Source organism: Bradyrhizobium sp. AZCC 2230, assembly GCF_036924495.1.
GTDB classification, from domain to species: Bacteria; Pseudomonadota; Alphaproteobacteria; order Rhizobiales; family Xanthobacteraceae; genus Bradyrhizobium; species Bradyrhizobium rifense.
This window is the reverse complement of record NZ_JAZHRS010000001.1, coordinates 6,787,485-6,811,633: the sequence shown is the minus strand read 5'-3', so window position 1 is coordinate 6,811,633 and position 24,149 is coordinate 6,787,485. Positions and strand designations below refer to the sequence as shown.

Sequence of the window (24,149 nt, the reverse complement as noted above, 5' to 3'; positions counted from 1 at the left end):
ATTAGGCCGGAGGAGCGGTGCGTGCCGGGACCAAGGGGCTAATATATTGGAATCTTTGCGCGGCGGGCAGCAACGTTTAGGATGCGCCAAACAACAATGGGAGGTGATGAGATGAGCGGACCGACGCAACGGATTATCAAGGCCAACGGCATCAACCTCAACGTTGCCGAACAGGGCGAAGGACCGCTGGTGCTGCTCTGCCACGGCTTTCCGGAGGGCTGGTATTCCTGGCGTCACCAGCTCGAAGCGCTGGCCGCGGCCGGCTACCACGCGGTGGCGCCCGACATGCGCGGCTACGGCAAGAGCGACAAGCCCGAGGCGATCGACCAATACACGATCTTCCACATGGTCGGCGATCTCGTCGGCGTGCTCGACGCCTACGCGGCGAAGGACGCCGTCATCGTCGGCCACGATTGGGGTGCGGCCATCGCCTGGCACACGGCTCGCCTCCGGCCTGACCGTTTCCGTGCCGCCGCCATCCTCAGCGTACCCTATCGCCCACGAAGCGAGGTGCCGCCGACCAGCGTCATGCCGCAGACTGAGGATGCGCAATTCTATCAACTGTACTTCCAGGAGCCGGGCATAGCCGAGGCGGAGTTTGAGGCAGACCCGCGCAAGACGTTGGCCGCGATGCTGTTCGGCGGCTCCGGCGAAGGCGTCACCGCCATACGCGCCATGACGGCAGCGAGCGGACAGCCGTTCAAAGGCGTGGGCATGGTCTCACGCGAGGACGGCATGTTGCCGAAGGTGCAAGTGCCGCTGCCATCATGGCTAAGCGCCGCCGATCTCGATTATTACGGCGGCGAATTTGCCCGCAGCGGTTTCCGCGGGCCGCTCAACTACTATCGCAACATCGATCGCAACTGGGAGCTGATGGGGGCGTTCGAGGGCGTGAAGGTGGTGGTGCCCTCGCTCTACATCGCCGGCGACCACGACATGGTCATCGCCTTCCCCGGCGCCGCCGAGCAGATCGCCAACATGAAGCAGTCTGTGCCGCAACTGCGCGAGATCAAGATGCTGCCGGGCTGCGGACACTGGACGCAGCAGGAGCGGCCGCAAGAGGTGAACGCGGCGCTTGTCGAATTCTTGCGGAGCCTGCCGAACTGAGGCCTGCCGCTACCCCAGCTTGTCGATGCGCCTTTGGTGACGACCGCCTTCGAAGGCCGTGCTCAGGAATGCCTCGACGCATTCCTTTGCGACCGCTTCGCCGATCATCCGTCCGCCCAGCGCCAGAACGTTTGCGTCGTTGTGCTGGCGGCACAGCCGCGCGGCCGTGACATCGTGCACAAGCGCGCAACGGATGTGCGCATGGCGGTTGGCGGCGATCGAAATGCCGATGCCCGACCCGCAGATCAGAATGCCGCGCGCGGCCTTGCCGTCCCTGATGGCATCAGCCAGCTTGTTGCCGAAATCGGGATAGTCGACGGACTCGGCGCTATCCGTGCCGAGGTCCAGCCAGTTCACATCGGGCAAAGCGACTTTCAGGGCTTGCTTGAGGGCAAAGCCCCCGTGATCACAGGCAATGGCGACCAAGCGCGTGCTCTCGTCCTTGTCGGCCATTCGCTGTCCCGGGGATTTGGAGCGGGCGAAGGGAATCGAACCCTCGTATGCAGCTTGGGAAGCTGCCGTTCTGCCATTGAACTACGCCCGCTTATGCGCGTGTCCGCGCACGTCCTGATTAGCCGAGACGGTGTCCGGCGCCAAGCGCTTTGGCGCGTCAGGCCGGACGGTTGTTAACGTCCCGGTAAGATTCCAGGTGCGCCGAATTGTGGCGGTGTTATGATCGCTGCCGGGTTGAGGAACGTACAGCGTGTGGGGCGTGCGCATGGTGGGGCGTGCTTACGCGATATTCGACACGGCCATAGGCCGTTGCGGCATCGTCTGGAGCAATTCCGGCGTGGTGGCCGTGCAATTGCCGGAAGCGCGGGAGATCGACACCCGCCGCCGGATTTTCCAGGTCCATCCCGAGGCGCGCGAGCAGGCGGTCCCGCTCAACGCCGAGCTTGCGATCGAGGGTATCGTCACCTTGCTGCAAGGCAGCGATCCCGACTTTTCGGACGTCAGCCTGGACGCCGGTGACGTTCCAGCCTTCAACCGGCGGGTCTACGAATATGCCTGCACGATCCCGCGCGGGGAGACGCGCACCTATCACGAGATCGCCAAGGCGCTGGGCGCGTCCGGCGCTGCGCATTCGGTGGCGCAGGCGATCTCCAAAAATCCCTACATGATCATCGTGCCTTGTCACCGGGTGATCGAGGCCGGCGGCTATGCCGACCGGATCTCGCCTTACGGCGGGGTGATTTCCAAGCGGCGGCTGCTGGCGCTCGAAGGCGCCCACCCGATCGCCAGCAAGACGTTGTTCGAGGTGCTGCTGCCCGTTGCCCCGCCGCGCTCACCCACCTAGATAAGGTGGCATGGATGCGACCAGGCTGCTGACGTCACAATCGATAACGGTCTCCGAGTTTCGCTGCGACGCGGGACCGGGCGACAAGCCGTTTGCCGAGTGTCGCACCGGTCATTCCATCGCCTATGTCCGCTCGGGAAGCTTCGGCTGCCATTGCCGCGCCGGCTTCTTCGAGCTGGTGGCGGGCTCGCTGCTGGTCGGCGCACCCGGCGACGAATACACCTGCACGCATGAGCATGTCTGCGGCGACGTCTGCCTGTCTTTCTTCTTCAGCGAGGATCTCGTCGATGCGCTGGGCGGGCGCCGCGAGCTCTGGCGCGTCGGCGCGACGCCGCCGCTGCCCGAGCTGATGGTGCTCGGCGAGCTCGCGCAAGCGGCAGCAGATGGCAACAGCGACCTCGGCCTCGACGAGGTCGGCCAGATTTTTGCGAGCCGCTTTGTCGATGTGGTCTCCGGCAAGCCGCGCAAGCCGGTCTCACCGACGGCGCGCGACCGCCGCCGTGCGGTCGAGGCCGCGCTGTGGATCGACGACAATTCGCATGCCGAGATCGACCTCGAACAGGCCGCACGCCTGGCGGATTTGAGCCCGTTCCATTTCCTGCGGCTGTTTTCCAACGTGCTCGGCGTGACCCCGCATCAATATCTGGTGCGGTCACGACTGCGGCACGCGGCGCGCCTGCTCACGGACGACGACATCGCAGTCACCGACATCGCCTATGACGTCGGCTTCGGCGACCTCTCGAACTTCGTCCGCACCTTCCACCGCGCCGCCGGCATGTCGCCGACCAAGTTCCGGCAGGCGTCAAAGGGGAAGCGCAAGATTTTCCAAGAACAGCTTGCCCTCAACTGACTAGGGTCGTCTCCGGCGCGCGCCACCACGCGGCGCGCTTTGCAATGGAGATGACCATGTACGACCATATCGGACTGCGCGTTGCCGACCTCGACACCGCCACGCGTTTCTACACCGCGGCGCTGGCGCCGCTCGGTTACGTCCTGTGTTCCAGCGGCGACGGCTATGCCGGCTTCGGGCCGAAGGGCGAGCCGGCGCTCTGGCTGCATCTGAACAAGGGCCGCAAGGCCGACGGCGCGCATATTGCGTTTCGCGCCAGGGACCACGACGCGGTGAAGGCGTTTCACAGCGAAGGCCTGAAGAGCGGCGGCCACGACAATGGCGGCGCCGGGCCGCGCAAGGATTACAGCCCGACCTATTACGCGGCGTTTTTGATCGATCCCGATGGCAACAATGTCGAGGCGGTTTGTACGTGAGCTTTCGCCGCGAACTCCGTCATTGCGAGGAGCGCAGCGACGAAGCAATCCAGACTGTTTCCGCGGAGATATCCCTGGATTGCTTCGCTGCGCTCGCAATGACGGTGTGGTGACGACCTGACATAATCAAGGACACCTCAATGGCCTCCATCCACAACGACGTCTCCCTCTCCGCGCCGGCCCATGACGTCTGGGACGCGGTGCGTGATTTCGGCGCGCTGCCTCAGCGGCTAGCGCCGGGCTTCGTCACCGCGTGCACGCTCGACGGCGATGCACGCATCGTCACCTTCGCCAATGGCTCGGTCGCACGCGAAGTGCTGGTCGATTGCGACGACGCGCGGCAGCGGCTGGTCTACGCGATCAACAACGAGCGGCTGAAGCACTACAGCGCCTCGGTGCAGGTGATCGCCGATGGCGAGGCGAGCTGCCGCCTGGTCTGGATCATCGACATGCTGCCGAACGAGCTTGCAGCTTACGTTCAGGAGCAGACCAAGGAGGCTGTGGCCGCCATACACAAAGCGTTTCCGTAGCTCTTATTTGAGCATGATCTTTTCGGAAAACCGCTGCACACTTTTCCGGATCATGCTGCCGCTACGTGATCTTTCTCACAGAACGCTACCCTCCTCCGCCGTAACCATGGCCGCGTGCGTCCGGTTGGCCTCGCTCTCCCGGCGGCGCCACGCACGCGAGGAGCATGCCATGAGAGGTGCGGACAAGGTGATCTGCCAGGCAGCCGCCGTGCTGCTGCTGTTTTCGGTCGCGAGCACGCCGGCGAAGGCGCAGTTCCTCGGCGGCGGCGGAGGTGCCGGCGGCGAGGACATGATGACCCAAATGGCGCCGATGCTGGAGATGATGAAAGCGAAGATGGGCAAGCGCCGCTTCGCCATGCTGATGCAAACCATGGGCCCGATGATGAGCCGCATGATGGAGAATGGCGGTGGCGGATTCGGTGGCATGATGGGCGGTGGTGGCATGGGAGGCCCTGGCGGCCTCGCCGGCGGCAATTTCGGCGGCGGCTACGGCGCGCCCAATTACGGCGGCTACGCGCCGATGGGCGGCACCATGCCAATGGGAATCGGCGGCATGGGCGGCGGCGATATCATGGGCATGCTGGGCGGCGCCGGTGGCGGCGACATGATGGCGATGATCCCGCAATTGATGCGGCTCGCCAATGTCGGCGGCGGCCATCGCCGCCACAAGCATCGCTAGTCTGCGACTGACAGCACAGACCGAACAGCCGGCTTCGTCTCCCGCGGCCCCCAGCGGGTCAGCACCACACTGGAGCATGACAGCAGGCCGAGCACGACCATCGAGCTCGCGGCGAGCCAGAAGAAGTTCTGCGCCGTCGCATCGTGCGTCGACAGCCACCAGCCGGTCGTCGCGATGTAGATTAGTCGCGCGGTCTGCGCCAGCACCGGGCCGATCACCTTGGCCGCACCCTGCGACGAGAAGTACATCGTCGAGGCGAGGCCGATGAAGGCGTAGAACGGCGCGACCGTCGACAGATATTGGTGGCTGGTCGCGCGCACCGTGGCGCTGTCCGTAAAAATGTTGACCCAGAGGTCGGGGAACAGCGCAACGAGGCAGGCCGGCGCGCCGACGGCGACGAAGGCACTCGCGCCTGCGATCCAGGCGATGCGCCGCGCACGCCTGATGCGACCGGCACCAACTGCCATGCCGATCATCGGCACCGACGCGATGCCGAACGAGAATGCGATCGAGGTCAGCAAAAATTCGAGCCGCGCGCCGATGCCATAGCCGGCGAGGATCGCGGTGCCGAATTTGGCCAGCATGTGGGTGAAGATCGAGATCGTCAGCACCGATTGCAGCGGCGAGAAGCAGGCGATCGCGCCGACCTTCAGGATGTCGAAGAACATCGCCCACTGAATGCGAAGCCCGCGCAGTTTCGGCACGGCACGGGCGCGGCCGGAGAACAGATACCAGCCCATCACGCAGATGTTCACGGAGTAGGCGATCAGCGAGCCGGCCGCGACACCGCGCATGCCGAACTGAGGCACCGGCCCGAGCCCCAGGCCCAGCGTGCCGCCAAGCACGACCTGCATGACCGCGGAATTCAGCATCAACAGCGAGGGCAGCTTCATGTTGCCGGTGCCGCGCAGCACGCCCGCCATGGTGTTGAGCAGCCAGGGCAGCACGGCGCCGCCGAAAAACACCTGCGTGTAGGCGATCGCATGCGTCAGCACAGTGCCACGGCCGCCAAGCATCGTGAGCACCTGCGGCCCGAAGATCAGCATGCCCAGCATGAAGACGACGCCGAAGGTAATGCCGATCAGCAGCGCATGTGCCGCGAGCGTGCCGGCGCGCTCGCGATCACCCGCGCCGAGCGCACGTGCGATGGCCGAGGCCACGGCACCGCCCATGGCACCGCCCGACATCGTCATGGTCAGGATCACTGTCGGAAACACCAGCGCCATCGCGGCCAGTGCCTCCACACCAAGACGCCCGATATAGGAGGTCTCTGCGATCACCACGCAGGTGCCGGCGGACAACGCGACCACGTTCGGCCAGGCAAGTCCGAGCAGCGTGCGCAGGATCGGCCCGTCGGTCAACGCGCTCCTCACGGGGCGCGGTAGCGGCGGCAGCGGACGTTCTTCCTCATCGACCGGGATCTCGGCGATGTCGGTCATTTACTCTCCCGGGCAAAAGCGCCATTTGCGGCGCGGCAATGCTGAGGTGTGGCAATCAATTTCCTCGCGCGGAAAGCGCGGTGCGGACGTGTTAGCACAGCGGCTGCCGATTCCCCCTGCGCTAGCTGCAGGCGTGCCCTGCGGCATCGCATTTCAAGAGGTGGAATTCGGCTCTCTTCTCCCTCTCCCCGTTCTTACGGGGAGAGGGTCGGGGTGAGGGGCTCTATCCGCGCAGACGGTACGAATTGGACTCGCGGAGAGTCCCCCTCACCCGCATCCCATCTGCGATGGGATGCGACCCTCTCCCCGCAAGCGGGGCGAGGTGAAGCCGCCGCGGCACCGTCGTCTATTCGACCGTCCAGACCAGCGGCGGACGGCCGCCTGCCGTCGGGCGCAAATGCACACCTATCTGCCGGCCGCAACCGGCGGCGAGCCCCTCGAACAGCCCCTCCAGCACTTTTGCGCAGGCGCGGTGATAATCAGTGACGTCATCCATCAGCTTCCAGCTCTGCTGGCAGATTTCGAAGCTGCCTTCGGATTGCGCGGTCTCGGCCACATCGTCCTGCGCGGCGAACAGTGCGTTGAGGAAGGATGCGAACTCGGTCGCGCCACCGCTCGTCGCTGACAACGCGGCGGCGACTTCATCAAAGTACTGCATGCCGATCAGCTTGCCGGTGAGGTGCAGGAGATAACCGGCATCTTCCGGCCCGAACAGCTGCACCATCACGGGCGCAGCCGTGCGGACATACTCCATCGCGTAGTTGCGATAGGCCTTTTCGAGCCGCGGCTTCGGCCAGCTCGACACTGGCAGGGCTGGTGCGGCCTTCGCGTCGAACAGCGGCGCTTCGAGGTGCCGCGCGAACACCAGGCGCTGGTCGAGCTCGAGCGGATGGTCGTATTGATGGTAGTAGCCTTCAAGACCGTCCTGGCCGTCGACGCTCTGCTTGGTGCAGACGAAGCCCAGCCTGGTATCGCCGAGCGCGACGCCGCTGTTGGCGTGCCAGCCGCGCAGCATCGCGCGCGAGACCTCGCCCGGCACGCCGCAGATGGCGGTGCCCTTCCAGATCCAGCGCGGCGGCGGATAGCGGATCCAGGCCTTGGTGTCGCTCTCGTACATGTATTCGACGTGCACGCCGCCGATCCAGTTGGAGAGGTAGTGATATTGCGCGGCCGCCACCGCCGGCGGCAGATGGCTGAGCCCGAGCTTTTGCAAGCCAGGCAGGAATCGCTCCTGCTGCTGGCGACGGAACACGCGGAAGACGAATTCGGCGGCATCCGCCGTGCCGCGCCGCGTGACGACGGTGAGGATGAGGCCGGTGAAGTAAGCATGATAGAGGTCGGCGACCGCACGCCAGCGTTTCCATTGGGCTTGTTGCGCGGCGTCAGCTGCGGTCATGTTCGCTCCCGATCGTTGTTTTGATCGAGTGTGTCATCGCGGATGGTACGACGCAACCAGACACGCATTCGGTGTCATCGCCCGGCGAAGACCGGGCGATCCAGTATTCCAGAGACGATTGTGATTGAGCCGAGAGGCCGCGGCGTACTGGATTCCCCGCCTGCGCGGGGAATGACAGTCGAGGATGTGGCTACCCCCGAAAATGCTTGCTCAGCTTCAGGCCCTGCGCCTGGTAATTCGAGCCGATGCGCTGGCCGTACATGGCGTCGGGGCGTGACAGCATCTTCTCGTAGACGAGGCGGCCGACGATCTGGCCGTGCTCGAGGATGAACGGCACTTCGCGCGAGCGCACTTCCAGCACGGCGCGCGATCCTTTGCCACCCGCGCCGGCATAACCGAAGCCGGGATCGAAGAATCCGGCATAGTGCACGCGAAATTCGCCGACCAGCGGATCGAACGGCACCATCTCCGCGGCGTAATCGGGCGGCACCTGCACGGCTTCCTTGGAGGCGAGGATATAGAACTCGCCGGGATCGAGGATCAGGCTGCCGTCGGGGCGGGCCGAGATCGGCTCCCAGAAATCTTCCACCGCATAGCCGGAGCGACGGTCGACATCGACCACGCCGGTGTGGCGCTTGGCGCGGTAGCCGACGAAGCCCGTCCCCCTCTCGCCGGAGAGATCGACCGAGACGGCGACGCCACCGGCGAGATCGGCATCATCGATGTCGACGAGACGCTCGGACGCATGCAACGCATCGAGCTCGTCGGCATTGAGGATGGCGTCACCGGTGCGGAAACGCACCTGCGACAGGCGCGAACCTTCGCTGACCAGCACCGGGAACGTCTTCGGGCTGATCTCGGCATAGAGCGGGCCGTGATAGCCGGCGCCGATCATGTCGAAACGACGCGTGCCGTCGGCGATCACGCGGGTGAAGACGTCGAGACGGCCGGTCGAGCTTTTCGGATTGGCTGCCGCGACGATCTCCGGCGGCAGCGCCAGGCTTTCCAGCAGCGGCACGATGTAGACGCAGTTGGTCTCCAGCACCGCGCCGTCGGCAAGGCTGAACTCGTGCAGCTTCAACTGGTCGATGCGCTCGGCGACGGTGGCTCCGGGACCGGGCAGGAAGCTCGCGCGCACGCGGTAGGCGATGTCACCGAGGCGCAGATCGAGGCTCGCCGGCTGGATCTGGCTCTCGACGAAATCGTAGGCAGGCAAGATGAGGCCCGCTTCCGCCATCGCCGCGATCATGCGGTCGGGCAGGATACCATTGGCGTCGGCGGCAACCGTGAACGTCAACCGGGGGTCCTCATCAGGGGTCAAATACATCCGGACATGCGGGAAATACTAGCCTTTTACGGCTATCCGATGGACGCCTTGACGAAAAGGGCATTGCGGAATATGAGCATCACTTATCCCGTGGTGATTTGAGCCGGCCGGCTTGCAGCCACGTTAAATAAGTCGCTAAACAGGCCGGGGACCTCTGTGATCCCGGCCCGTGGAAGTTATCCAGGCCGGTTTTTTTGTGACCATTTTCGATGGTCACGCAGAGGAGATCCTATGTCGAAGTCCCCGGCGTCCACCACGCAATACCGTCCCGAAACCCGTCTGGTTCATTCCGGCACCCTGCGCTCGCAATATGGCGAGACGTCGGAGGCGCTGTTCCTGACCCAGGGCTATGTCTACAACAGCGCCGAGGAGTGCGAGGCGCGGTTCAAGGGCGAGGACCCCGGCTTCATCTATTCGCGCTACTCCAACCCGACGATCGCGATGTTCGAGCGCCGCATGATCGAGCTCGAAGGGGCAGAGGCCGCCCGCTCGGCGGCAACAGGCATGGCCGCGGTGACGACCGCGATCCTGGCGCCGCTCAAGGCCGGCGATCACGTCGTCGCATCGCGCGCGCTGTTCGGCTCGTGCCTCTACGTCATTCAGGATCTGTTGCCCCGCTACGGCATCGAGACCACGCTGGTCGACGGAGCCGATCTCGACCAGTGGCAGCGTGCGCTTAAATCCAACACCAAGACGTTCTTCCTGGAGAGCCCGACCAATCCGACGCTCGACGTGCTCGACATTCCCGCGATTGCCGAGATCGCGCATAGCGGCGGCGCGCGGCTCGTCGTCGACAACGTGTTCGCGACGCCGATCTGGCAGAGCCCGCTCGCGCTCGGCGCCGACGTCGTGGTGTACTCCGCGACCAAGCATATCGACGGCCAGGGCCGCTGTCTGGGCGGCATCATTCTGTCCTCGGAAGCCTTCATCGCCGAGCACATCCACAATTTCATGCGCCAGACCGGCCCTTCGATCTCGCCGTTCAACGCCTGGGTCCTGCTCAAGGGCCTGGAGACGCTCGGCGTGCGCGTGCGCGCGCAGACGGAGACAGCGGCGCGCATCGCGGACGTGCTGGCGAGCCATCCGAAAATCTCGCGGCTGATCTATCCCGGCCGCGCCGATCATCCGCAGGCGGCGCTGGTGAAGAAGCAGATGCGCGGCGGCTCGACGCTGGTCGGCTTCGAGGTCAAGGGCGGCAAGCAGGGTGCGTTCCGCGTACTCAACGAGCTCAAGCTTGCAAAAATCTCGAACAATCTCGGCGACGCCAAGAGCCTCGTCACGCATCCGGCGACGACGACGCATCAGCGCCTGAAGCCCGAAGATCGCGCTGCGCTCGGCATCAGCGAAGGCTTTATCCGCTTCTCGGCCGGGCTCGAGCATGCGGATGATCTGATCGAGGATCTGACGGCGGCGCTTGAGAAGGCGTGAGGCGAGCCAAGGGCTCGGTCTCGTAGCAAGGGTGGGCAAAGCGAAAGCGTGTGCCCACCATTCACGATCTCGATGCCGATAGATGGTGGGCACGGCGCTTTGCGCCTTTGCCCACCCTACGGCACCTACATCGGCCGGTACGTCCGCACGTCCGCGGGCACGTTCACGCCGAGCTTGATCTGGCCGACGGAGCGGATGATGTCGTCGCCGAGCAGCTGGGCGAAGCAGGCATAGCCCCAATCGTTCATGTGCAGGCCATCGGCGATGACGAAGCTCTCGACCGGGAGCGCCTGCTTCTCGTGCCATTCGCGCATCACCTCGAAGCGCGGGAAGATGCCGACGTGACGGAGCTCGGCAACCTTGCCGAGCAGCTTCACCATCTTGCTTGCGCTTTCGGGACGCTCGGTGACGCGCGGTGAATATTGCGGGTCGACCAGCACGACGTCGGCATCGCCGGCGGCCTGGATGCGGGTGATGCCGTCCTCGACCATCTTGGCGGTGTCGCCGGGATCGAGATTGCGCAGCACGGCATTGGTGCCGACCTGCCAGATCACGAGATCCGGATGCACGTCGATCACCTCGTTCTGGAGGCGCTTCATCATCTCGGGCGCATCCTCGCCGCCTATACCGGCATTGATGACGGTGATGTCGGCGGTCGGATATTGCCGGCGCAACTGCGCGGCGAGACGGTTCGGATAGTTGAAGTCGGGCGAGCTTGCGCCATAGCCCGCCGTCGACGACGAGCCGAACGCGACGATCACGACAGGCTTGCCGGCGATGAGCTTGTTCGCGACATGCGGCAGCGAGCCCATCACCTTCGCGCCACCCTTCGGCGACAAACAGGGCACGCGGCTGAAAATGTCGCCGGCGGATTTCGCGACCTGCTTCACCTTGTCGATGGCGCGCGAGGTGAGGCCGCGCTGATCGGTAGCCTGCTGACTGGTCGCGGCAACCGTGGTTTGCGACGGCGATGCGGGGGCGGGATTAGCGGCTTGCGCGGGTGCGGGCGATGCCTGCGCCGTTTGCGCGTAGGCAGGTACCTGCCAGACAGGCGTCAGCAGCAGCAGCGCCGCCGCTGCGGGCGCGGCCAGCCATGTCGACAGGCCAAAAGGGCGGAGAGAACTCATTAACGCTAGACCTCAATTTTGCTGCTGGGCCGGCCCCAGATGGGCAGCGTCGATCACAAACTGTGCCAACGCCCGGCCGATGCAGTCATGGACCTGTTTCGCCAACTCAGGGCCGCGGGAGGGGCTGAACAGGTCGAACTGACCCTGGTCATTCCACTGCCGCATCATTGCGAAACGGTCGAACAGCGGGACATCGTGCTCCTGCGCCACCACCCGCATATTGTCGAGATAAGGCGGCGCCGAGATCATGGTTTCGGTACGCGGGCTGTACTGCAAATTCATCAAGACGACGTCAGCCCCTGCATTTTGCAACGCAGTGACCCCTTCGGTCACGGCGCCGCGGAAATCGTCGGGATCGATGGAGCGGATAGCATCCACGGTCCCGGTCTGCCAGATGACCAAAGTAGGTGTTTTTGCTTCCATCAGCTTAACGAAGGTTCCGGCGGCCTCCTCCGCGGTCTTCTTGCTCTGTATTTCTACGGAGACGTGCACGGTCTCCGCAGGCGGCAGCTTGTCCTTCAAAATGGCCTGCATCCGCGCCGGATAGGAGCTGTCCTCCGAGGACGGAATGGTGGTGGAGCGGCTGCCGATCACCAGAATCTCGAGCGGCTTGCCGGCCTTGACGGTCTCGGCAACCTTGTGGAGCTGGCTGTCGGTGGTGAGCAGATAAGGCGGTAATTCGCAGGCTGCGGGCGCGGCAGGCACGGCTTCGCCTGCGCGCGCCGAAGGCGCGACGAGACCAGCGCACAGCAGGATCAGGCTCAGGAGAACCTTCGCCTTCATCAGCCCCCTCCCGCCAGATCGGCGTTGCCGGCGGCGGTTTTGGTTTTCGTACCGCTCTTGTCGGCTACCTGCTTGTACCACGAAATCACCCAGGCAACGCCCCACATGATCAGGATTCCGGAGAGACTAATCAGCGCATGCATGCCCGGTCCACCGGAGACCTCGGCCAGGATGAAATGGCCGGCGAAGGCCAGGAAGACGCCGAGGCAGAAGATCTCGAGGGAATGGGAGCCGCACAGGATCAGCGGCCGCAACCACGGCGATTTCAGGCCCGGCCACTCCCGCGGCAGGAAGCGCACGGTGAGCGCGGCCAGCGCCAGGAAATGCGTGAAGCGCAGCACGTCGAGGTCGGTCTTGTCGATCGGATACATCCACTGCTCGAGCCGCTTCGGCATGAGATGGCCGAGCTGCGGCACGTACCAGGTCAGCGTCACGTAGAACGCCGCGACGAGATAGGCGATCGAGATCCACATCGTCACGGGCGAGGCCAGAATGCGCGACATCCGTCGCGCACCTCCGAGCGCGCACCATGCCCCGAACACGAACAGCAATTGCCAGGCGAGAGGATTGAACGCCCAGAAGCCGTTCGGATAGGCCGAGAAGTAGAGGTCGAATTCCCACGTCGCCGCGTAGAGCATGGCCGAGAGCGCGAGCGTCACGTCGGGCCGCCACTTCATCGACCACAGGATCAGCGGCAGCGCCAGCATCAGCACGATGTACAGCGGCAGCACGTCCATGTTGACGGGACGGAAGCGCAGCAGCAGCGCCTGCACGATGGTGACATCGGGCTGCTTGAGGAAATCCATGATGCCCATCTCTTCGGTGTAGAGCGGGTTCTCGAAGCTGGTCGCGACGTAGGAGATCTCGGCGAGGAAGATCGTGAACAGGAAGACGTGGGCGACATAGATCTGCCAAACCCGGCGCAGGATGCGCGCGGTCGCGATGACGAAACCGCTCTCCAGCATGGCGCGGCCATAGACGAAGGCGGCGGTGTAGCCGGAAATGAAGATGAATATCTCGGTGGCGTCGCTGAAGCCGTAATTGCGGATCGTGAACCAGGTCAGCAGATTCGGCGGCAGATGGTCGATGAAGATCAGCCACAGCGCCAGCCCCCGGAACAGGTCGAGCCTGAGTTCGCGCTCGCCGATGGCGGGCAGTGTGATCGCCGGCGCACGCGCCTTCGCTGCCACGGGTTTGGCATCCGCAGGTTTGGCACCCGCGGTTCCCGCGATCGTCGATCCCGTCACTTGATCGGCAATGGTCATCGGGGCCCAAAAACCCTTCCGCAAATCGCGACGTTCAAAGGAGTGTACCGGTCCCGTCGCCGCCTCGCAAAGCGGCCGGATCACATACGGGTGTATTCTTTGGGGGTGTACTTCCCTGTCAATTCTGGCGGGACGATGTCGCCAAAGCCGCCTGCGGCGTTTGGTTCCCGGCCGGGTTTTCGTTATGATGGCAATCATGTACCGCGCCGTGACCCGCCAGATCGAAGTGACCGTCGAGCCGAACTTTGTTCCGGAGCAGTCGTCGGCCGACCGCTCGCGCTATTTCTGGTCCTACACCATCGTCATCACCAATTCCGGCGACGAGACCGTGCAGCTCAAGACGCGGCACTGGATCATCACCGACGCCTCCGGCCGGCAGCAGGAAGTCAAGGGCGAAGGCGTGGTCGGCGAGCAGCCGACGCTCGCCCCCGGCGAGCGCTTCGAATACACCTCCGGCGTGCCCCTCTCGACCGCCTCCGGCTTCATGACCGGCCGTTACCAGATGGTCAGCGCAAGCGGCGAACGTTTCGAGATCGACGTACCGACGTTTTCGCTGGACAGCCCGGACAACAAGCGGGTGTTGAATTAGGGGGCGGTGACGTGCGCGGTGCCGTAGGGTGGGCAAAGCGAAGCGTGCCCACGTCTTTCGCCGTCATCGAGAGATCGTGGGCACGGCGCAAGTGCGCCTTTGCCCACCCTACGAGAGCTTGTTACGCGTCCTCGACGCCCGCTTCATCCGGCGTGAACTCGTACACCGAGCTGCAGAACTCGCAGGTCACGACGACCTTGTCGTCCTTGACCATGGCCGAGCGGTCGTCCGGCGAAAAGCTCTTCAGCATGGACGCGACCGCATCGCGCGAGCAGGAGCATTGCGCTTTCAGGACCAACGGATTGAACACGCGCACGCCGCGCTCGTGGAAGAGGCGGTAGAGCAGCCGCTCGCCGGAGAGATCGGGATCGATCAGCTCGACGTCCTCAACGGTTTCGATCAGCGAGCGCGCTTCGACCCAGGCATCGTCCTCGGCAACAGCATGCACCTCGACGCCGTCGGGCGCATCGCCGGGATGCAGATCCGCCTGCCGCGCGCGCTCCGGCGCCTTCGGCAAAAACTGCATCAGCATGCCGCCGGCGCGCCAGCGATGCTTGCCGCCGTCGCTCGAGCGCCACTCCTCGCCGACCGCGAGGCGCACGCGCGTCGGGATCTGCTCGGAGCGCAGGAAATATTCGTGGGCGGCATCTTCCAGGCTGCCGCCGTCGAGCGCGACCAGGCCCTGGTAGCGGCTCATGTCCGGACCCTGGTCGATGGTCATGGCGAGATGGCCATGGCCGAGCAGCGTGCCGGAATCCTTGGTGTCACCGAGGCGCTCGGCGTCAAAGCGCGCATAGGCGCGCAGGCGATCCGGCGCCTGATAGTCCACCACCAGGAACGACACCGGCCCGTCGGTCTGGGCCTGCAGGATGAAACGGCCCTCGAACTTCAGCGCCGAGCCGAGCAGCGTCGTCAGCACGATGGCCTCGCCGAGCACCTTGCCGACCGGCGCCGGATAATCGTGCTTGGTCAGGATCTCGTCGAGCGCGGGGCCGAGCCGAACCAGCCGCCCGCGCACATCGAGCGCGTCGACCTCGTAGGGCAGCACGGCGTCATCGATCGGAACCGCGGATGGCGCGCGAACCGGGCCTTCGGGCCCGGTTTTGATGTCAGGGGATTGGGAAACCATGGCGCGTTATTTGGGGTCTGAGAGTGAAAATGGAAGGGGCGTGAGGGCACTTCAAACTCGGTGTCGTCCCGGGGCGCCCGGAGCGCGAACCCGGGATCCATAACCATAGGATCAGGTTATTGCCCGCGATGACAACTCCGAGTCATCGCCAAACGAGGTCCTGTGGTTATGGATCCCGGATCTGCGCTTACGCTTGTCCGGGACGACAGCGGAGGATGGGGCCGCTAGCACAAGCCACCCCGCTCCACCGCAGCGTTACTTCACCGCGTCGAAACACCAGGCCAAAATGCCCTTCTGCGCATGCAGGCGGTTCTCAGCCTCGTCGAACACGACCGATTGCGGGCCGTCGATCACCTCGTCGGTGACCTCCTCGCCGCGATGGGCGGGCAGGCAGTGCATGAACAGCGCGTCGGGCTTGGCCAGCGACATCAGCTTCGAATTGACCTGATACGGCTTGAGCACGTTATGACGGTGCTCGCCTTCCTTGTCGCCCATCGACACCCAGGTGTCGGTGATGACGCAATCGGCGCCGTGCACGGCAGCCTCAGGATCGGTGCCGAGCACGATCGGCGCACCGGTGGCCTTGATGAAATCGCGCATCACCTTCTTCGGAGCAAGCTCCGGTGGCGTTGCGACGTTGAGCTGAAATTTGAAGCGCTCGGCCGCGTGCGCCCAGGACGCCAGCACGTTGTTGTCGTCGCCGGTCCAGGCCACCGTCTTGCCCTCGATCGGGCCGCGATGTTCCTCAAAGGTCATGAGGTCCGCCATCACCTGGCACGGGTGCGAGCGCCGCGTCAGGCCGTTGATCACAGGCACGGTCGCGTTCGCCGCGAGCTCCAGCAGCGCCTCGTGGTTGAGGATGCGGATCATAATGGCGTCGACATAGCGCGACAGCACGCGCGCGGTGTCGGCGATGGTCTCGCCGCGGCCGAGCTGCATCTCGGCACCGGTGAGCATGATGGGCTCGCCGCCGAGCTGGCGCATGGCGACATCGAACGACACGCGCGTCCGTGTCGACGGGCGCTCAAAGATCATCGCCAGCGTCTTGCCTTCGAGCGGCTTGACCGGCTGATGCGCCTTCTGCTTCGCCTTCATGGCGGAGGAGGCCGCGAGCATGCTCTTGAGCTCCGACAGCGGCAGCTCGTTGATATCCAGGAAGTGCTTGGGCGTCTTGCTCATCAGCTTGCCGCCCGCTTGTTGCCGGACAGCGCAGTGCAGGCACGTTCGAGCCGGCCGATGCTGTCCTCGATCTCGGCTTCGGTGACGATCAAGGGCGGCAGGAAGCGTACGACATTGTCGCCGGCACCAACGGTGAGCAGCTTTTCGTTGCGAAGCGCTGCGACCAGATCGCCGGAGGGCACCACGGCCTTGATGCCGATCAGCAGCCCCTCGCCGCGGACTTCACTGACGACATCGGGGTGACGGTCGATCACGGAAGCGAGCTTCTGCTTGAGCAGCAGCGACATCTTCTGCACGTGGTCGAAGAAGCGGGGCTTGAGCATGACGTCGAGCACGGCGTTCGCAGCCGAGATCGCCAGCGGGTTGCCGCCGAAGGTCGAGCCGTGCGAGCCGGGCCCCATGCCGGAGGCCGCGTCCGCGGTCGCCAGCACCGCGCCGATCGGGAAGCCGCCGCCGAGCGCCTTCGCGAGCGACATCACGTCAGGCGTGACGCCGGTGCGCCGATGCGCGAAGAGATCGCCGGTGCGGCCCATGCCGGTCTGCACCTCGTCGAAGGCGAGCAGCAGGCCCTTCTCATCGCAGAGCTGACGCAACGCCCTCAGGAAGGAAGGCGTCGCCGAACGCACGCCGCCCTCGCCCTGGATCGGTTCAATCAGGATGCCGGCGGTCTGCGGACCGATCGCCTTCTTCACGGCCTCGATGTCGCCATGCGGGATCTGGTCGAAACCGTCCATCGGCGGACCGAAACCTTCGAGATATTTTGCAGAGCCGGTCGCAGCCAGCGTCGCCAGCGTGCGGCCGTGGAAAGCGCCTTCGAAGGTGATGATGCGGTAGCGCTCCGGATGTCCCTTGGAGAAGTGATAATGGCGGACCAGCTTGATCACACCCTCCAGCGCTTCCGCGCCGGAATTGCAGAAGAACACGAAGTCCGCAAAACTCTCGTTGCAGAGCCGGTTCGCGAGCTTCTCGCCGTCCGGGCTCTGAAACAGGTTCGACATGTGCCAGAGCTTGGTCGCCTGCTCCTGCAGCGCCTTGACCAGCGCGGGATGGGCATGGCCGAGCGCATTCACCGCCACGCCCGAGGTGAAATCGAGATAGCGATCGCCATTGGTCGCGATCAGCCAGCAGCCTTCGCCGCGCTCGAAACCGATGTCGGCCCTAGCGAAAACGGGGAGCAAATGCGGCGCGGCGCTATTGGTCATGATGGTCTCTTTGGATGTTTCGGACGGCCTGAACGTGCGTTGCGCAGCGCATCATTGGTCCGGAAAACGAAACGTGCCGCCTTTTAAGGGCGGCACGCACCACTATCTTATGCCTGGCACCATTGGTGTCAATGCCGCCCGGAAAGCCCCGCGAAACGCTGATTCCGTAGTCTTGCGGTGCCAAATTTGCGGGGTTTTGGCCACGGAACATGTGGAAGCGAGTCGGCGGACTCTTGCGCGTGAGTCACGCCATATTGTAGCGTTTGGCTTGTCAGATACGACATCTCGTGCAGCGGTTCTGATCCCAAAAGTCCTCATGTACCGGCGTAAACGTTCGGGCGTCTCATTGCGCCCGGCGAGCCTTAAGGGATTCTGGCGGCACGGGTTTTTCGAGGCTTAGGCATTCGTCGTGCCGCCCCAGGATGGCAGGCGCGCGGCGAAGGAAAGGTTACAATGACGGTTTTGACCTGGTCCGACGATCGCGTCGAGCAGTTGAAAAAGCTCTGGGAGGCCGGACTTTCGGCCAGCCAGATCGCCGCTGAGCTTGGGAATGTCACCCGCAACGCCGTGATCGGCAAGGTGCACAGGCTCGGCCTGTCGGGCCGCGCCAAGAGCCCGTCTTCGGCAGCTCCGCGGCCGCGCAAGGCGCGTCCGGCGCAGCACATGATGCGGGTGAGCAGGCCCATCGCGCGCGGCAACACCGCGCTGGCGCAGGCCTTCGAGGTCGAGGTGGAGGCTGAACCGGTCACCTACGACAACGTGGTACCGATGAGCCAGCGGCTGTCGCTGCTCGAATTGAACGAGGCCACCTGCCACTGGCCGGTCGGCGATCCCTCGAGCCCGGATTTCTTCTTCTGCGGCGGCAAGGCGCTCTCCGGCCTGCCCTATTGCGCCCAGCACTCGCGGGTGGCGTATCAGCCGGCAGCGGATCGTCGGCGCGCTCCGGCGAAGCCGCCGCGGTAGGCTCAGCTCCAAACGACAACGTCCGGGCCTGGTGCGCAATTGCGCATGGGGCCGGGACGATCGGCAGAAGATCAGCGCGCCTTCGGCGCGCTTTTTGTTTGAGGTCCGTCCGCTCAGGCCTGCTCGGCCTTCGCGAACCGATCATCGAGCGCATAGCCCGCACCGCGCACGGTGCGGATCGGGTCCTGCTCGCGGCCGAGATTGAGCAGCTTGCGCAGGCGGCCGATATGCACGTCGACGGTACGCTCGTCGATGTAGATGTCGCGACCCCAGACGCTGTCGAGCAGCTGCTCGCGCGAGAACACGCGGCCGGGATGCTCCAGGAAGAACTCAAGCAGGCGATATTCGGTCGGACCGAGATCGATCGGCCGGCCGGAGCGCGCCACGCGACGCTTTTCGCGGTCGAGCTCGATATCGCCGAAAGCGAGCACCGTGGCGAGCCGCTCGGGGCTCGCGCGCCGGAGCAGGCCCTTCACACGCGCCAGCAGCTCGGGCACCGAGAACGGCTTGACGATGTAATCGTCGGCGCCGGTCGCCAGGCCCCGCACCCGCTCACTCTCCTCGCCGCGCGCGGTGAGCATGATGATCGGCAGCTGCTTGGTGTCGGACCGCGCACGCAGCCTGCGGCACAGCTCGATGCCGGATAGTCCCGGCAACATCCAGTCGAGCACGATCAGATCGGGGATGTGCTCCTTGAGACGGGTGTCGGCGTCGTCGCCGCGCATCACCGTCTCGACGTCATAGCCGTCGCCTTCGAGGTTGTAGCGGAGGAGCTCGGTAAGAGCTTCCTCGTCCTCAACCACCATAATGCGTGCGCCCATGGGGTCGTCGCTCCTTAAGGATTCAAGTATTGGGGACCGTCGTGGCGAAGGTCGTCATGTCGCCCTTCGGTCGCTTGTCGGTGATGGCCTGGCCTTCGATCATGTAGAACACGGTCTCGGCAATGTTGGTGGCGTGGTCGCCGATCCGCTCGATGTTCTTGGCGCAGAACATCAGGTGGATGCAGAACGAGATGTTGCGCGGATCCTCCATCATGTAGGTGAGGAGCTCGCGGAACAGCGAGGTGCAGATGGCGTCGACTTCCTCGTCGCCCTTCCACACCGCCATCGCCGCCGGCAGGTCGTGCGCGGCATAGGCATCCAGCACCGATTTGACCTGCTGCTGCACGAGGTCGGTCATGTGCTCGAGGCCGCGGAACAGCTTGAGCGGATGGAAATCCGTCTCCAGCGCCGCGACGCGCTTGCCCATGTTCTTTGCGAGGTCGCCGATCCGCTCGAGATCGGTGGCGACGCGCATGGCGCCGACGATCTCGCGCAGATCCACCGCCATCGGCTGGCGGCGCGCGATCGTGAGCACGGCGCGCTCCTCGATCTTCTTCTGCAGCGTGTCGAGCTCGGCGTCGGTGGTGACGACGCGCTGGCCGAGCGCGACGTCGCGGCGGATCAGCGCGTCGACGGAATCGACGATCATGCGCTCGGCGATGCCGCCCATCTCGGCGACCAGGCGCGTGAGCTCCTGGAGGTCGGTGTCGAAGGCCTTTGCGGTATGTTCAGAACCCATATTCCGTCTCCTCAGCCGAACCGGCCGGTGATGTAATCCTGCGTGCGCCGGTCGGTCGGCGACGTGAAGATCTTGCTGGTGTCGTCGAACTCGATCAGCTCGCCGAGATACATGAAGGCGGTCTTGTCGGAGACGCGGGCCGCCTGCTGCATGTTGTGGGTCACGATCGCGATCGTATAGTTCTCGGACAGTTCCTGGATCAGCTCCTCGACCTTGGCGGTCGAGATCGGATCGAGCGCCGAGCAGGGCTCGTCGAACAGGATCACCTCGGGCCGCACGGCGACGGTGCGGGCGATGCAGAGGCGCTGCTGCTGGCCGCCGGAGAGCGACAGACCGGAGGCGTTGAGCTTGTCCTTGACCTCATTCCACAGCGCGCCGCCGCGCAGCGCCTTCTCGACGCGGTCGTCCATCTCCGACTTCGAGATCTTCTCGTACAGACGGATACCAAACGCGATGTTCTCGTAGATCGTCATCGGGAACGGCGTCGGCTTCTGGAACACCATGCCGACGCGGGCGCGCAGCAGGTTGAGATCGAGCTTGGGGTCGAGGATGTTGGTCTGGTCGAGGATCAGCTGGCCGGTGACGCGCTGACCCGGATAGAGGTCGTACATCCGGTTGAAGATGCGCAGCAGGGTCGACTTGCCGCAGCCGGACGGGCCGATGAAGGCCGTGACGCGGTTGGCGCCGAGCGCCATATTGATGTTCTTCAGCGCGTGGTGCTCGCCGTAATAGAAGTTGAGATTGCGCACCGTCACCTTGGCGGGGGCATCGGGCAGCACCGGCGCCTGGGGCAGGCCGCCGGCCGCGCTCATCGATACGGAAACATCACTCATTTTGCGGTCCTCTCGGCGCCAAGAATGCGCGCGCCAATGTTCAGGGCAAGCACGGTCAGGGTAATCAGCAGCGCGCCGCTCCAGGCGAGCTGCTTCCAATAGGCGTAGGGGCTCTGGACGAAGTTATTGATGGTGACCGGCAGGTTCGCCATCGTCTTGTTCAGGCCGAGGCTGAAGAACTGGTTCGACAGCGCGGTGAAGAGCAGCGGCGCGGTTTCGCCGGCGACGCGGGCGGTGGCGAGTAGCACGCCGGTGATGAGACCGGAGCGCGCAGCGCGATAAGCGATCCGCTTGATCACCAGCGAGCGCGGCAGGCCAAGGGCGGAAGCCGCCTCACGCAGCGCGTTCGGCACCAGCAGCAGCATGTCCTCGGTCGTGCGCAGCACCACCGGGATCACGATCACGGCCAGCGCAAGCGAGCCTGCGATCGCCGAGAAGCCGCGCATCGGCACCACCACCGCGCCGTAGATGAACAGGCCGATGATGATCGAGGGCGCCGAGAGCAGGATGTCGTTGATGAAGCGGATCACCGAGGTCAGCTTGTCGTTGCGGCCGTACTCGGCGAGATAGGTGCCAGCGAACAGGCCGAGCGGCGCGCCGATGCCGACGCCGATCAAGGTCATGATCAGCGAGCCGACGATGGCGTTGCGCAGGCCGCCTTCGGTCGAACCCGGAGGCGGCGTGTCAGCGGCGAACAGTTCGAGGTTCAGGCCTGCGACGCCGTTGTAGAGCAGCGTGACCAGGATCAGCGCGAGCCAGGTCACGCCGAAGGCGGCGGCGCCGAAGCAGAGCCCGCGGACGACGATGTCCTTGCGGCGGCGACGTGAATAGATCGGGTTCATGGCGTCAGTTCCCCGCCTTCTTTTCCAGCCGCATCAGCATCAGCCGCGCCGCGGCGAGCACGAAGAACGTCAGCACGAACAGCAGCAAGCCAAGCAGGATCAGGCCGGACTGGTGCAGGCCGTCGCTTTCGGCGAATTCAGATGCAATCGCCGCCGAGATCGTGGTGCCCGGCGCGAAGATCGATGACGAGATGCGGAACGAGTTGCCGATGATGAAGGTCACCGCCATGGTCTCGCCGAGCGCACGGCCCAGCGCTAGCATGACGCCGCCGATGACGCCGACGCGGGTGTAGGGGATCACCACGCTGCGGACGACTTCCCAGGTGGTGCAGCCGACCCCGTAAGCGGCCTCCTTCAGCACCGGCGGCACCGTCTTGAACACGTCAACTGAGATCGAGGTGATGAAGGGCAGCACCATGATGGCGAGGATCAGCGCGGCGTTGAACAGGCTGAGATAGGACGGCGGACCTGCGAAGATCGCGCCCAGCACGGGGACGCCGTCAAAGATCTTGATCATGAAGGGCTGGAAGGTGTTGGCCAGGAACGGACCCAACACGAAGAAGCCCCACATGCCGTAGATGATCGAGGGGATGCCGGCGAGCAGCTCGATCGCCATGCCGATCGGGCGGCGCAGCCATTGCGGGCAGAGCTCGGTCAGGAAGATCGCAATGCCGAGACCAACCGGAATGGCAATCAGCATCGCGATGAAAGAGGTGACGAGCGTGCCGTACATCGGTCCGAGCGCGCCGAGCACGGGCGGATCGGCCGAGGGCGCCCAGCGCTGCGTCCACAGGAACGCGAAGCCGAATTCCTTCATCGCCGGGAAGGCACCGACGATCAGCGACAGGATGATGCCGCCGAGTATGAGAAGCACCGAGATCGCGCTGATCCGCGTGATCCAGTAGAAAGTGACATCGCCGAGCTTGAACGCGCTCAAGGCTTTCGCGCGATCATATGGTCCGGCGTCGTCGACGATATCGCTCTGAACGGCCATCTCTGCCACGCCGATCCCCTGTACCAAATTATATACGCTTGTTATCGGTCTCGTGCCCCGGACACGGCGCGATGCTGATCCGGGGCCTAAAAGTCGTGCGGTCCGCGATGCGGCCGATTGAGGCCGCACCGCATCCAGAGACGAGGAGCTTAGCTCTTGATCTCGGCAGCCCAGGTCTTCTCGATCAGCTGGACGACGCTGTCGGGCATCGGGATGTAGTCGAGCTCTTCAGCCGCCTTGTCGCCGTTCTTGAACGCCCAGCGGAAGAACTTGATGGCTTCCTGCGAGGCCGCCTTGTCGGTGGCGTCCTTGTGCATGAGGATGAAGGTCGCCGCCGTGATCGGCCAGGACTTGTCGCCGGGCTGGTCGGTCAGGATGACGTAGTAGCCGGGCGCCTTCGCCCAGTCGGCGTTGGCGGCGGCCGCCTGGAAGCCCTCGACGGTCGGCTGCACCGACTTGCCAGCCTTGTTGACGAGGCCGGTGTAGGTCAGCTTGTTCTGCTTGGCATAGGCGTACTCGACATAACCGATCGAGTTCTTGGTCTGGCTGATGTTGCCCGACACGCCTTCGTTGCCCTTGGCGCCGACGCCAACGGGCCACTCGACGGCGGTGCCCTCGCCGACCTTGCTCTTCCAGTCCGCGCTGGCCTTGGCGAGGTAGTTGGTGAAGTTGAAGGTGGTGCCCGAACCATCCGAACGGCGGACCACGGTGATCGCGTCCGACGGCAGCTTCACGTTCGGATTGAGCTTCTTGATCGCGGCGTCGTCCCACTTGGTGATCTTGCCGAGATAGATGTTGGCGAGGGTCTCGCCGTCGAACACGAGCTCGCCGGCCTTGACGCCCTCGATGTTGACGACGGGAACGATGGCGCCCATCACCATCGGCCACTGCACGAGGCCGTTCTTCTCGAGCTGCTCGGCCTTGAGCGGCGCGTCGCTGGCGCCAAAGGTCACGGTCTTGGCCTGGATCTGCTTGATGCCGCCGCCCGAACCGATCGACTGATAGTTCAGACCGTTGCCGGTCTCCTTCTTGTAGGCGTCAGCCCACTTCGAATAGATCGGGAACGGGAAGGTCGCGCCTGCGCCGGTGATGTCGGCAGCGAAAGCCGCCGTCGTCGTTGCGGCGACCAAGCCGGCAGCGACGATCGTTTTGATGAAATTCATGCTGGTCTCCATACAGGGGAACGAAGCGCCATTAGCGCCCGATCGCGCTCC

General features: G+C 64.6%; 25 protein-coding genes, 1 tRNA gene and 1 riboswitch. Of the genes, 9 read left to right on the top strand and 17 right to left on the bottom strand.

Annotation, left to right across the window (positions count from 1 at the left end; translation table 11 throughout):
• Positions 1-111: 111 nt before the first annotated feature.
• On the top strand, positions 112-1,107 hold the full coding sequence (locus V1280_RS32515) for an alpha/beta fold hydrolase (protein WP_334534132.1): 996 nt from the start codon (positions 112-114) through the stop codon (positions 1,105-1,107).
• A 9-nt stretch (positions 1,108-1,116) separates the two neighbouring features.
• Here V1280_RS32515 and rpiB read toward each other — a convergent pair whose 3' ends face one another.
• Both rpiB and V1280_RS32505 read right to left on the bottom strand, forming a co-directional pair.
• The gene (gene rpiB / locus V1280_RS32510) at positions 1,117-1,560 is read right to left on the bottom strand and encodes a ribose 5-phosphate isomerase B (RefSeq protein ID WP_334534129.1); all 444 of its coding nucleotides are present in this window, start codon (positions 1,558-1,560) and stop codon (positions 1,117-1,119) included.
• Positions 1,561-1,577: 17 nt separating this feature from the next.
• Positions 1,578-1,651 (bottom strand) — tRNA-Gly (locus V1280_RS32505).
• Between the two features lie 174 nt (positions 1,652-1,825).
• Here V1280_RS32505 and V1280_RS32500 point away from each other — a divergent pair.
• The 5 genes from V1280_RS32500 to V1280_RS32480 all read left to right on the top strand — a co-directional run bounded on the left by V1280_RS32500 (position 1,826) and on the right by V1280_RS32480 (position 4,879).
• Positions 1,826-2,404: a methylated-DNA--[protein]-cysteine S-methyltransferase gene (locus tag V1280_RS32500; RefSeq protein WP_334534126.1), complete on the top strand. Its 579-nt coding sequence runs from the start codon at positions 1,826-1,828 to the stop codon at positions 2,402-2,404.
• Between the two features lie 10 nt (positions 2,405-2,414).
• Positions 2,415-3,254, top strand: a complete 840-nt coding sequence (locus tag V1280_RS32495) for a helix-turn-helix transcriptional regulator (RefSeq protein ID WP_334534124.1) — start codon at positions 2,415-2,417, stop codon at positions 3,252-3,254.
• Positions 3,255-3,310: 56 nt separating this feature from the next.
• Positions 3,311-3,670 (top strand): VOC family protein, encoded by a 360-nt coding sequence (locus V1280_RS32490; RefSeq protein WP_334534121.1) that lies wholly within the window; start codon positions 3,311-3,313, stop codon positions 3,668-3,670.
• Positions 3,671-3,810: 140 nt separating this feature from the next.
• Positions 3,811-4,200, top strand: coding sequence for an SRPBCC family protein (locus V1280_RS32485; protein ID WP_334534118.1), 390 nt, complete (start codon positions 3,811-3,813; stop codon positions 4,198-4,200).
• Positions 4,201-4,369: 169 nt separating this feature from the next.
• Positions 4,370-4,879, top strand: a complete 510-nt coding sequence (locus V1280_RS32480) for a hypothetical protein (RefSeq protein ID WP_334534115.1) — start codon at positions 4,370-4,372, stop codon at positions 4,877-4,879.
• Here V1280_RS32480 and V1280_RS32475 read toward each other — a convergent pair.
• From V1280_RS32475 to V1280_RS32465, 3 genes are all read right to left on the bottom strand, one after another.
• Complete coding sequence (locus V1280_RS32475) at positions 4,876-6,318, bottom strand: MATE family efflux transporter (protein ID WP_334534112.1); 1,443 nt, start codon at positions 6,316-6,318, stop codon at positions 4,876-4,878. The genes V1280_RS32480 and V1280_RS32475 overlap by 4 nt on opposite strands.
• A 346-nt stretch (positions 6,319-6,664) precedes the next feature.
• The gene (locus V1280_RS32470) at positions 6,665-7,714 is read right to left on the bottom strand and encodes a hypothetical protein (RefSeq protein ID WP_334534110.1); all 1,050 of its coding nucleotides are present in this window, start codon (positions 7,712-7,714) and stop codon (positions 6,665-6,667) included.
• 190 nt (positions 7,715-7,904) lie between these two features.
• On the bottom strand, positions 7,905-9,041 hold the full coding sequence (locus V1280_RS32465) for a 2'-deoxycytidine 5'-triphosphate deaminase (RefSeq protein WP_442895181.1): 1,137 nt from the start codon (positions 9,039-9,041) through the stop codon (positions 7,905-7,907).
• A gap of 80 nt (positions 9,042-9,121) precedes the next feature.
• Positions 9,122-9,201, top strand: a riboswitch (SAM riboswitch).
• A 71-nt stretch (positions 9,202-9,272) separates the two neighbouring features.
• On the opposite strand from V1280_RS32465, the gene V1280_RS32460 reads away from it, so the two are divergent.
• Positions 9,273-10,469 carry an O-succinylhomoserine sulfhydrylase gene (locus V1280_RS32460; RefSeq protein ID WP_334534104.1) on the top strand — a complete coding sequence of 399 codons (1,197 nt, stop codon included), beginning with the start codon at positions 9,273-9,275 and terminating at the stop codon, positions 10,467-10,469.
• 125 nt (positions 10,470-10,594) lie between these two features.
• Here the strand turns inward: V1280_RS32460 and V1280_RS32455 are convergent, their stop codons facing one another.
• Genes V1280_RS32455 through V1280_RS32445 form a run of 3 tightly spaced genes read right to left on the bottom strand, consistent with a single transcriptional unit; the run spans position 10,595 to position 13,644 of the window.
• Complete coding sequence (locus tag V1280_RS32455; RefSeq protein WP_334534101.1) at positions 10,595-11,596, bottom strand: SGNH/GDSL hydrolase family protein; 1,002 nt, start codon at positions 11,594-11,596, stop codon at positions 10,595-10,597.
• 12 nt (positions 11,597-11,608) lie between these two features.
• Positions 11,609-12,379 carry an SGNH/GDSL hydrolase family protein gene (locus V1280_RS32450; RefSeq protein ID WP_334534099.1) on the bottom strand — a complete coding sequence of 257 codons (771 nt, stop codon included), beginning with the start codon at positions 12,377-12,379 and terminating at the stop codon, positions 11,609-11,611.
• Positions 12,379-13,644 carry an OpgC domain-containing protein gene (locus tag V1280_RS32445; protein WP_334534096.1) on the bottom strand — a complete coding sequence of 422 codons (1,266 nt, stop codon included), beginning with the start codon at positions 13,642-13,644 and terminating at the stop codon, positions 12,379-12,381. The genes V1280_RS32450 and V1280_RS32445 overlap by 1 nt, the downstream gene beginning before the upstream one ends.
• 196 nt (positions 13,645-13,840) lie before the next feature.
• Between V1280_RS32445 and apaG the strand changes: the two genes are divergently transcribed.
• On the top strand, positions 13,841-14,233 hold the full coding sequence (apaG, locus tag V1280_RS32440; protein WP_187437084.1) for a Co2+/Mg2+ efflux protein ApaG: 393 nt from the start codon (positions 13,841-13,843) through the stop codon (positions 14,231-14,233).
• Between the two features lie 121 nt (positions 14,234-14,354).
• Here the strand turns inward: apaG and V1280_RS32435 are convergent, their stop codons facing one another.
• The 3 genes from V1280_RS32435 to V1280_RS32425 form a co-directional block, all read right to left on the bottom strand.
• The gene (locus V1280_RS32435; protein ID WP_334534091.1) at positions 14,355-15,362 is read right to left on the bottom strand and encodes an Hsp33 family molecular chaperone; all 1,008 of its coding nucleotides are present in this window, start codon (positions 15,360-15,362) and stop codon (positions 14,355-14,357) included.
• A gap of 255 nt (positions 15,363-15,617) precedes the next feature.
• Positions 15,618-16,541: an ornithine carbamoyltransferase gene (gene argF / locus V1280_RS32430; protein WP_148779027.1), complete on the bottom strand. Its 924-nt coding sequence runs from the start codon at positions 16,539-16,541 to the stop codon at positions 15,618-15,620.
• Complete coding sequence (locus tag V1280_RS32425; protein ID WP_334534085.1) at positions 16,541-17,743, bottom strand: aspartate aminotransferase family protein; 1,203 nt, start codon at positions 17,741-17,743, stop codon at positions 16,541-16,543. The genes argF and V1280_RS32425 overlap by 1 nt, the downstream gene beginning before the upstream one ends.
• 453 nt (positions 17,744-18,196) lie before the next feature.
• On the opposite strand from V1280_RS32425, the gene V1280_RS32420 reads away from it, so the two are divergent.
• Positions 18,197-18,706 carry a GcrA family cell cycle regulator gene (locus V1280_RS32420; protein WP_148779025.1) on the top strand — a complete coding sequence of 170 codons (510 nt, stop codon included), beginning with the start codon at positions 18,197-18,199 and terminating at the stop codon, positions 18,704-18,706.
• A gap of 113 nt (positions 18,707-18,819) precedes the next feature.
• Here V1280_RS32420 and phoB read toward each other — a convergent pair whose 3' ends face one another.
• The 6 genes from phoB to pstS form a co-directional block, all read right to left on the bottom strand.
• Entirely contained in the window at positions 18,820-19,527 is a 708-nt protein-coding gene (gene phoB, locus V1280_RS32415) for a phosphate regulon transcriptional regulator PhoB (protein WP_027533133.1), read from the bottom strand.
• 22 nt (positions 19,528-19,549) lie between these two features.
• Positions 19,550-20,266, bottom strand: a complete 717-nt coding sequence (gene phoU / locus V1280_RS32410) for a phosphate signaling complex protein PhoU (protein ID WP_148779024.1) — start codon at positions 20,264-20,266, stop codon at positions 19,550-19,552.
• A gap of 11 nt (positions 20,267-20,277) precedes the next feature.
• Positions 20,278-21,099 (bottom strand): phosphate ABC transporter ATP-binding protein PstB, encoded by an 822-nt coding sequence (pstB, locus tag V1280_RS32405; RefSeq protein ID WP_334534069.1) that lies wholly within the window; start codon positions 21,097-21,099, stop codon positions 20,278-20,280.
• Complete coding sequence (gene pstA, locus V1280_RS32400; RefSeq protein ID WP_334534066.1) at positions 21,096-21,941, bottom strand: phosphate ABC transporter permease PstA; 846 nt, start codon at positions 21,939-21,941, stop codon at positions 21,096-21,098. Before pstA ends, pstB begins: the two co-directional genes overlap by 4 nt.
• Before the next feature lie 4 nt (positions 21,942-21,945).
• Positions 21,946-22,935, bottom strand: a complete 990-nt coding sequence (pstC, locus tag V1280_RS32395; RefSeq protein WP_187437612.1) for a phosphate ABC transporter permease subunit PstC — start codon at positions 22,933-22,935, stop codon at positions 21,946-21,948.
• Positions 22,936-23,084: 149 nt separating this feature from the next.
• Positions 23,085-24,098, bottom strand: a complete 1,014-nt coding sequence (pstS, locus tag V1280_RS32390) for a phosphate ABC transporter substrate-binding protein PstS (protein ID WP_334534063.1) — start codon at positions 24,096-24,098, stop codon at positions 23,085-23,087.
• Between the last annotated feature and the right edge of the window lie 51 nt (positions 24,099-24,149).

Bases quoted from the DNA above. Each gene is read 5' to 3' on its own strand.
- pstS (WP_334534063.1), bottom strand. From the start codon at position 24,098: ATGAATTTCATCAAAACGATCGTCGCTGCCGGCTTGGTCGCCGCAACG.
- V1280_RS32495 (WP_334534124.1), top strand. From the start codon at position 2,415: ATGGATGCGACCAGGCTGCTGACGTCACAATCGATAACGGTCTCCGAG.
- argF (WP_148779027.1), bottom strand. From the start codon at position 16,541: ATGAGCAAGACGCCCAAGCACTTCCTGGATATCAACGAGCTGCCGCTG.
- V1280_RS32445 (WP_334534096.1), bottom strand. From the start codon at position 13,644: ATGACCATTGCCGATCAAGTGACGGGATCGACGATCGCGGGAACCGCG.
- V1280_RS32480 (WP_334534115.1), top strand. From the start codon at position 4,370: ATGAGAGGTGCGGACAAGGTGATCTGCCAGGCAGCCGCCGTGCTGCTG.
- V1280_RS32485 (WP_334534118.1), top strand. From the start codon at position 3,811: ATGGCCTCCATCCACAACGACGTCTCCCTCTCCGCGCCGGCCCATGAC.
- V1280_RS32420 (WP_148779025.1), top strand. From the start codon at position 18,197: ATGACGGTTTTGACCTGGTCCGACGATCGCGTCGAGCAGTTGAAAAAG.
- apaG (WP_187437084.1), top strand. From the start codon at position 13,841: ATGTACCGCGCCGTGACCCGCCAGATCGAAGTGACCGTCGAGCCGAAC.
- pstC (WP_187437612.1), bottom strand. From the start codon at position 22,935: ATGGCCGTTCAGAGCGATATCGTCGACGACGCCGGACCATATGATCGC.
- V1280_RS32490 (WP_334534121.1), top strand. From the start codon at position 3,311: ATGTACGACCATATCGGACTGCGCGTTGCCGACCTCGACACCGCCACG.
- V1280_RS32455 (WP_334534101.1), bottom strand. From the start codon at position 11,596: ATGAGTTCTCTCCGCCCTTTTGGCCTGTCGACATGGCTGGCCGCGCCC.
- V1280_RS32470 (WP_334534110.1), bottom strand. From the start codon at position 7,714: ATGACCGCAGCTGACGCCGCGCAACAAGCCCAATGGAAACGCTGGCGT.
- V1280_RS32425 (WP_334534085.1), bottom strand. From the start codon at position 17,743: ATGACCAATAGCGCCGCGCCGCATTTGCTCCCCGTTTTCGCTAGGGCC.
- phoU (WP_148779024.1), bottom strand. From the start codon at position 20,266: ATGGGTTCTGAACATACCGCAAAGGCCTTCGACACCGACCTCCAGGAG.
- pstA (WP_334534066.1), bottom strand. From the start codon at position 21,941: ATGAACCCGATCTATTCACGTCGCCGCCGCAAGGACATCGTCGTCCGC.
- V1280_RS32460 (WP_334534104.1), top strand. From the start codon at position 9,273: ATGTCGAAGTCCCCGGCGTCCACCACGCAATACCGTCCCGAAACCCGT.
- pstB (WP_334534069.1), bottom strand. From the start codon at position 21,099: ATGAGTGATGTTTCCGTATCGATGAGCGCGGCCGGCGGCCTGCCCCAG.
- rpiB (WP_334534129.1), bottom strand. From the start codon at position 1,560: ATGGCCGACAAGGACGAGAGCACGCGCTTGGTCGCCATTGCCTGTGAT.
- V1280_RS32515 (WP_334534132.1), top strand. From the start codon at position 112: ATGAGCGGACCGACGCAACGGATTATCAAGGCCAACGGCATCAACCTC.
- V1280_RS32435 (WP_334534091.1), bottom strand. From the start codon at position 15,362: ATGGTTTCCCAATCCCCTGACATCAAAACCGGGCCCGAAGGCCCGGTT.
- V1280_RS32465 (WP_442895181.1), bottom strand. From the start codon at position 9,041: ATGTATTTGACCCCTGATGAGGACCCCCGGTTGACGTTCACGGTTGCC.
- V1280_RS32450 (WP_334534099.1), bottom strand. From the start codon at position 12,379: ATGAAGGCGAAGGTTCTCCTGAGCCTGATCCTGCTGTGCGCTGGTCTC.
- phoB (WP_027533133.1), bottom strand. From the start codon at position 19,527: ATGGGCGCACGCATTATGGTGGTTGAGGACGAGGAAGCTCTTACCGAG.
- V1280_RS32475 (WP_334534112.1), bottom strand. From the start codon at position 6,318: ATGACCGACATCGCCGAGATCCCGGTCGATGAGGAAGAACGTCCGCTG.
- V1280_RS32500 (WP_334534126.1), top strand. From the start codon at position 1,826: ATGGTGGGGCGTGCTTACGCGATATTCGACACGGCCATAGGCCGTTGC.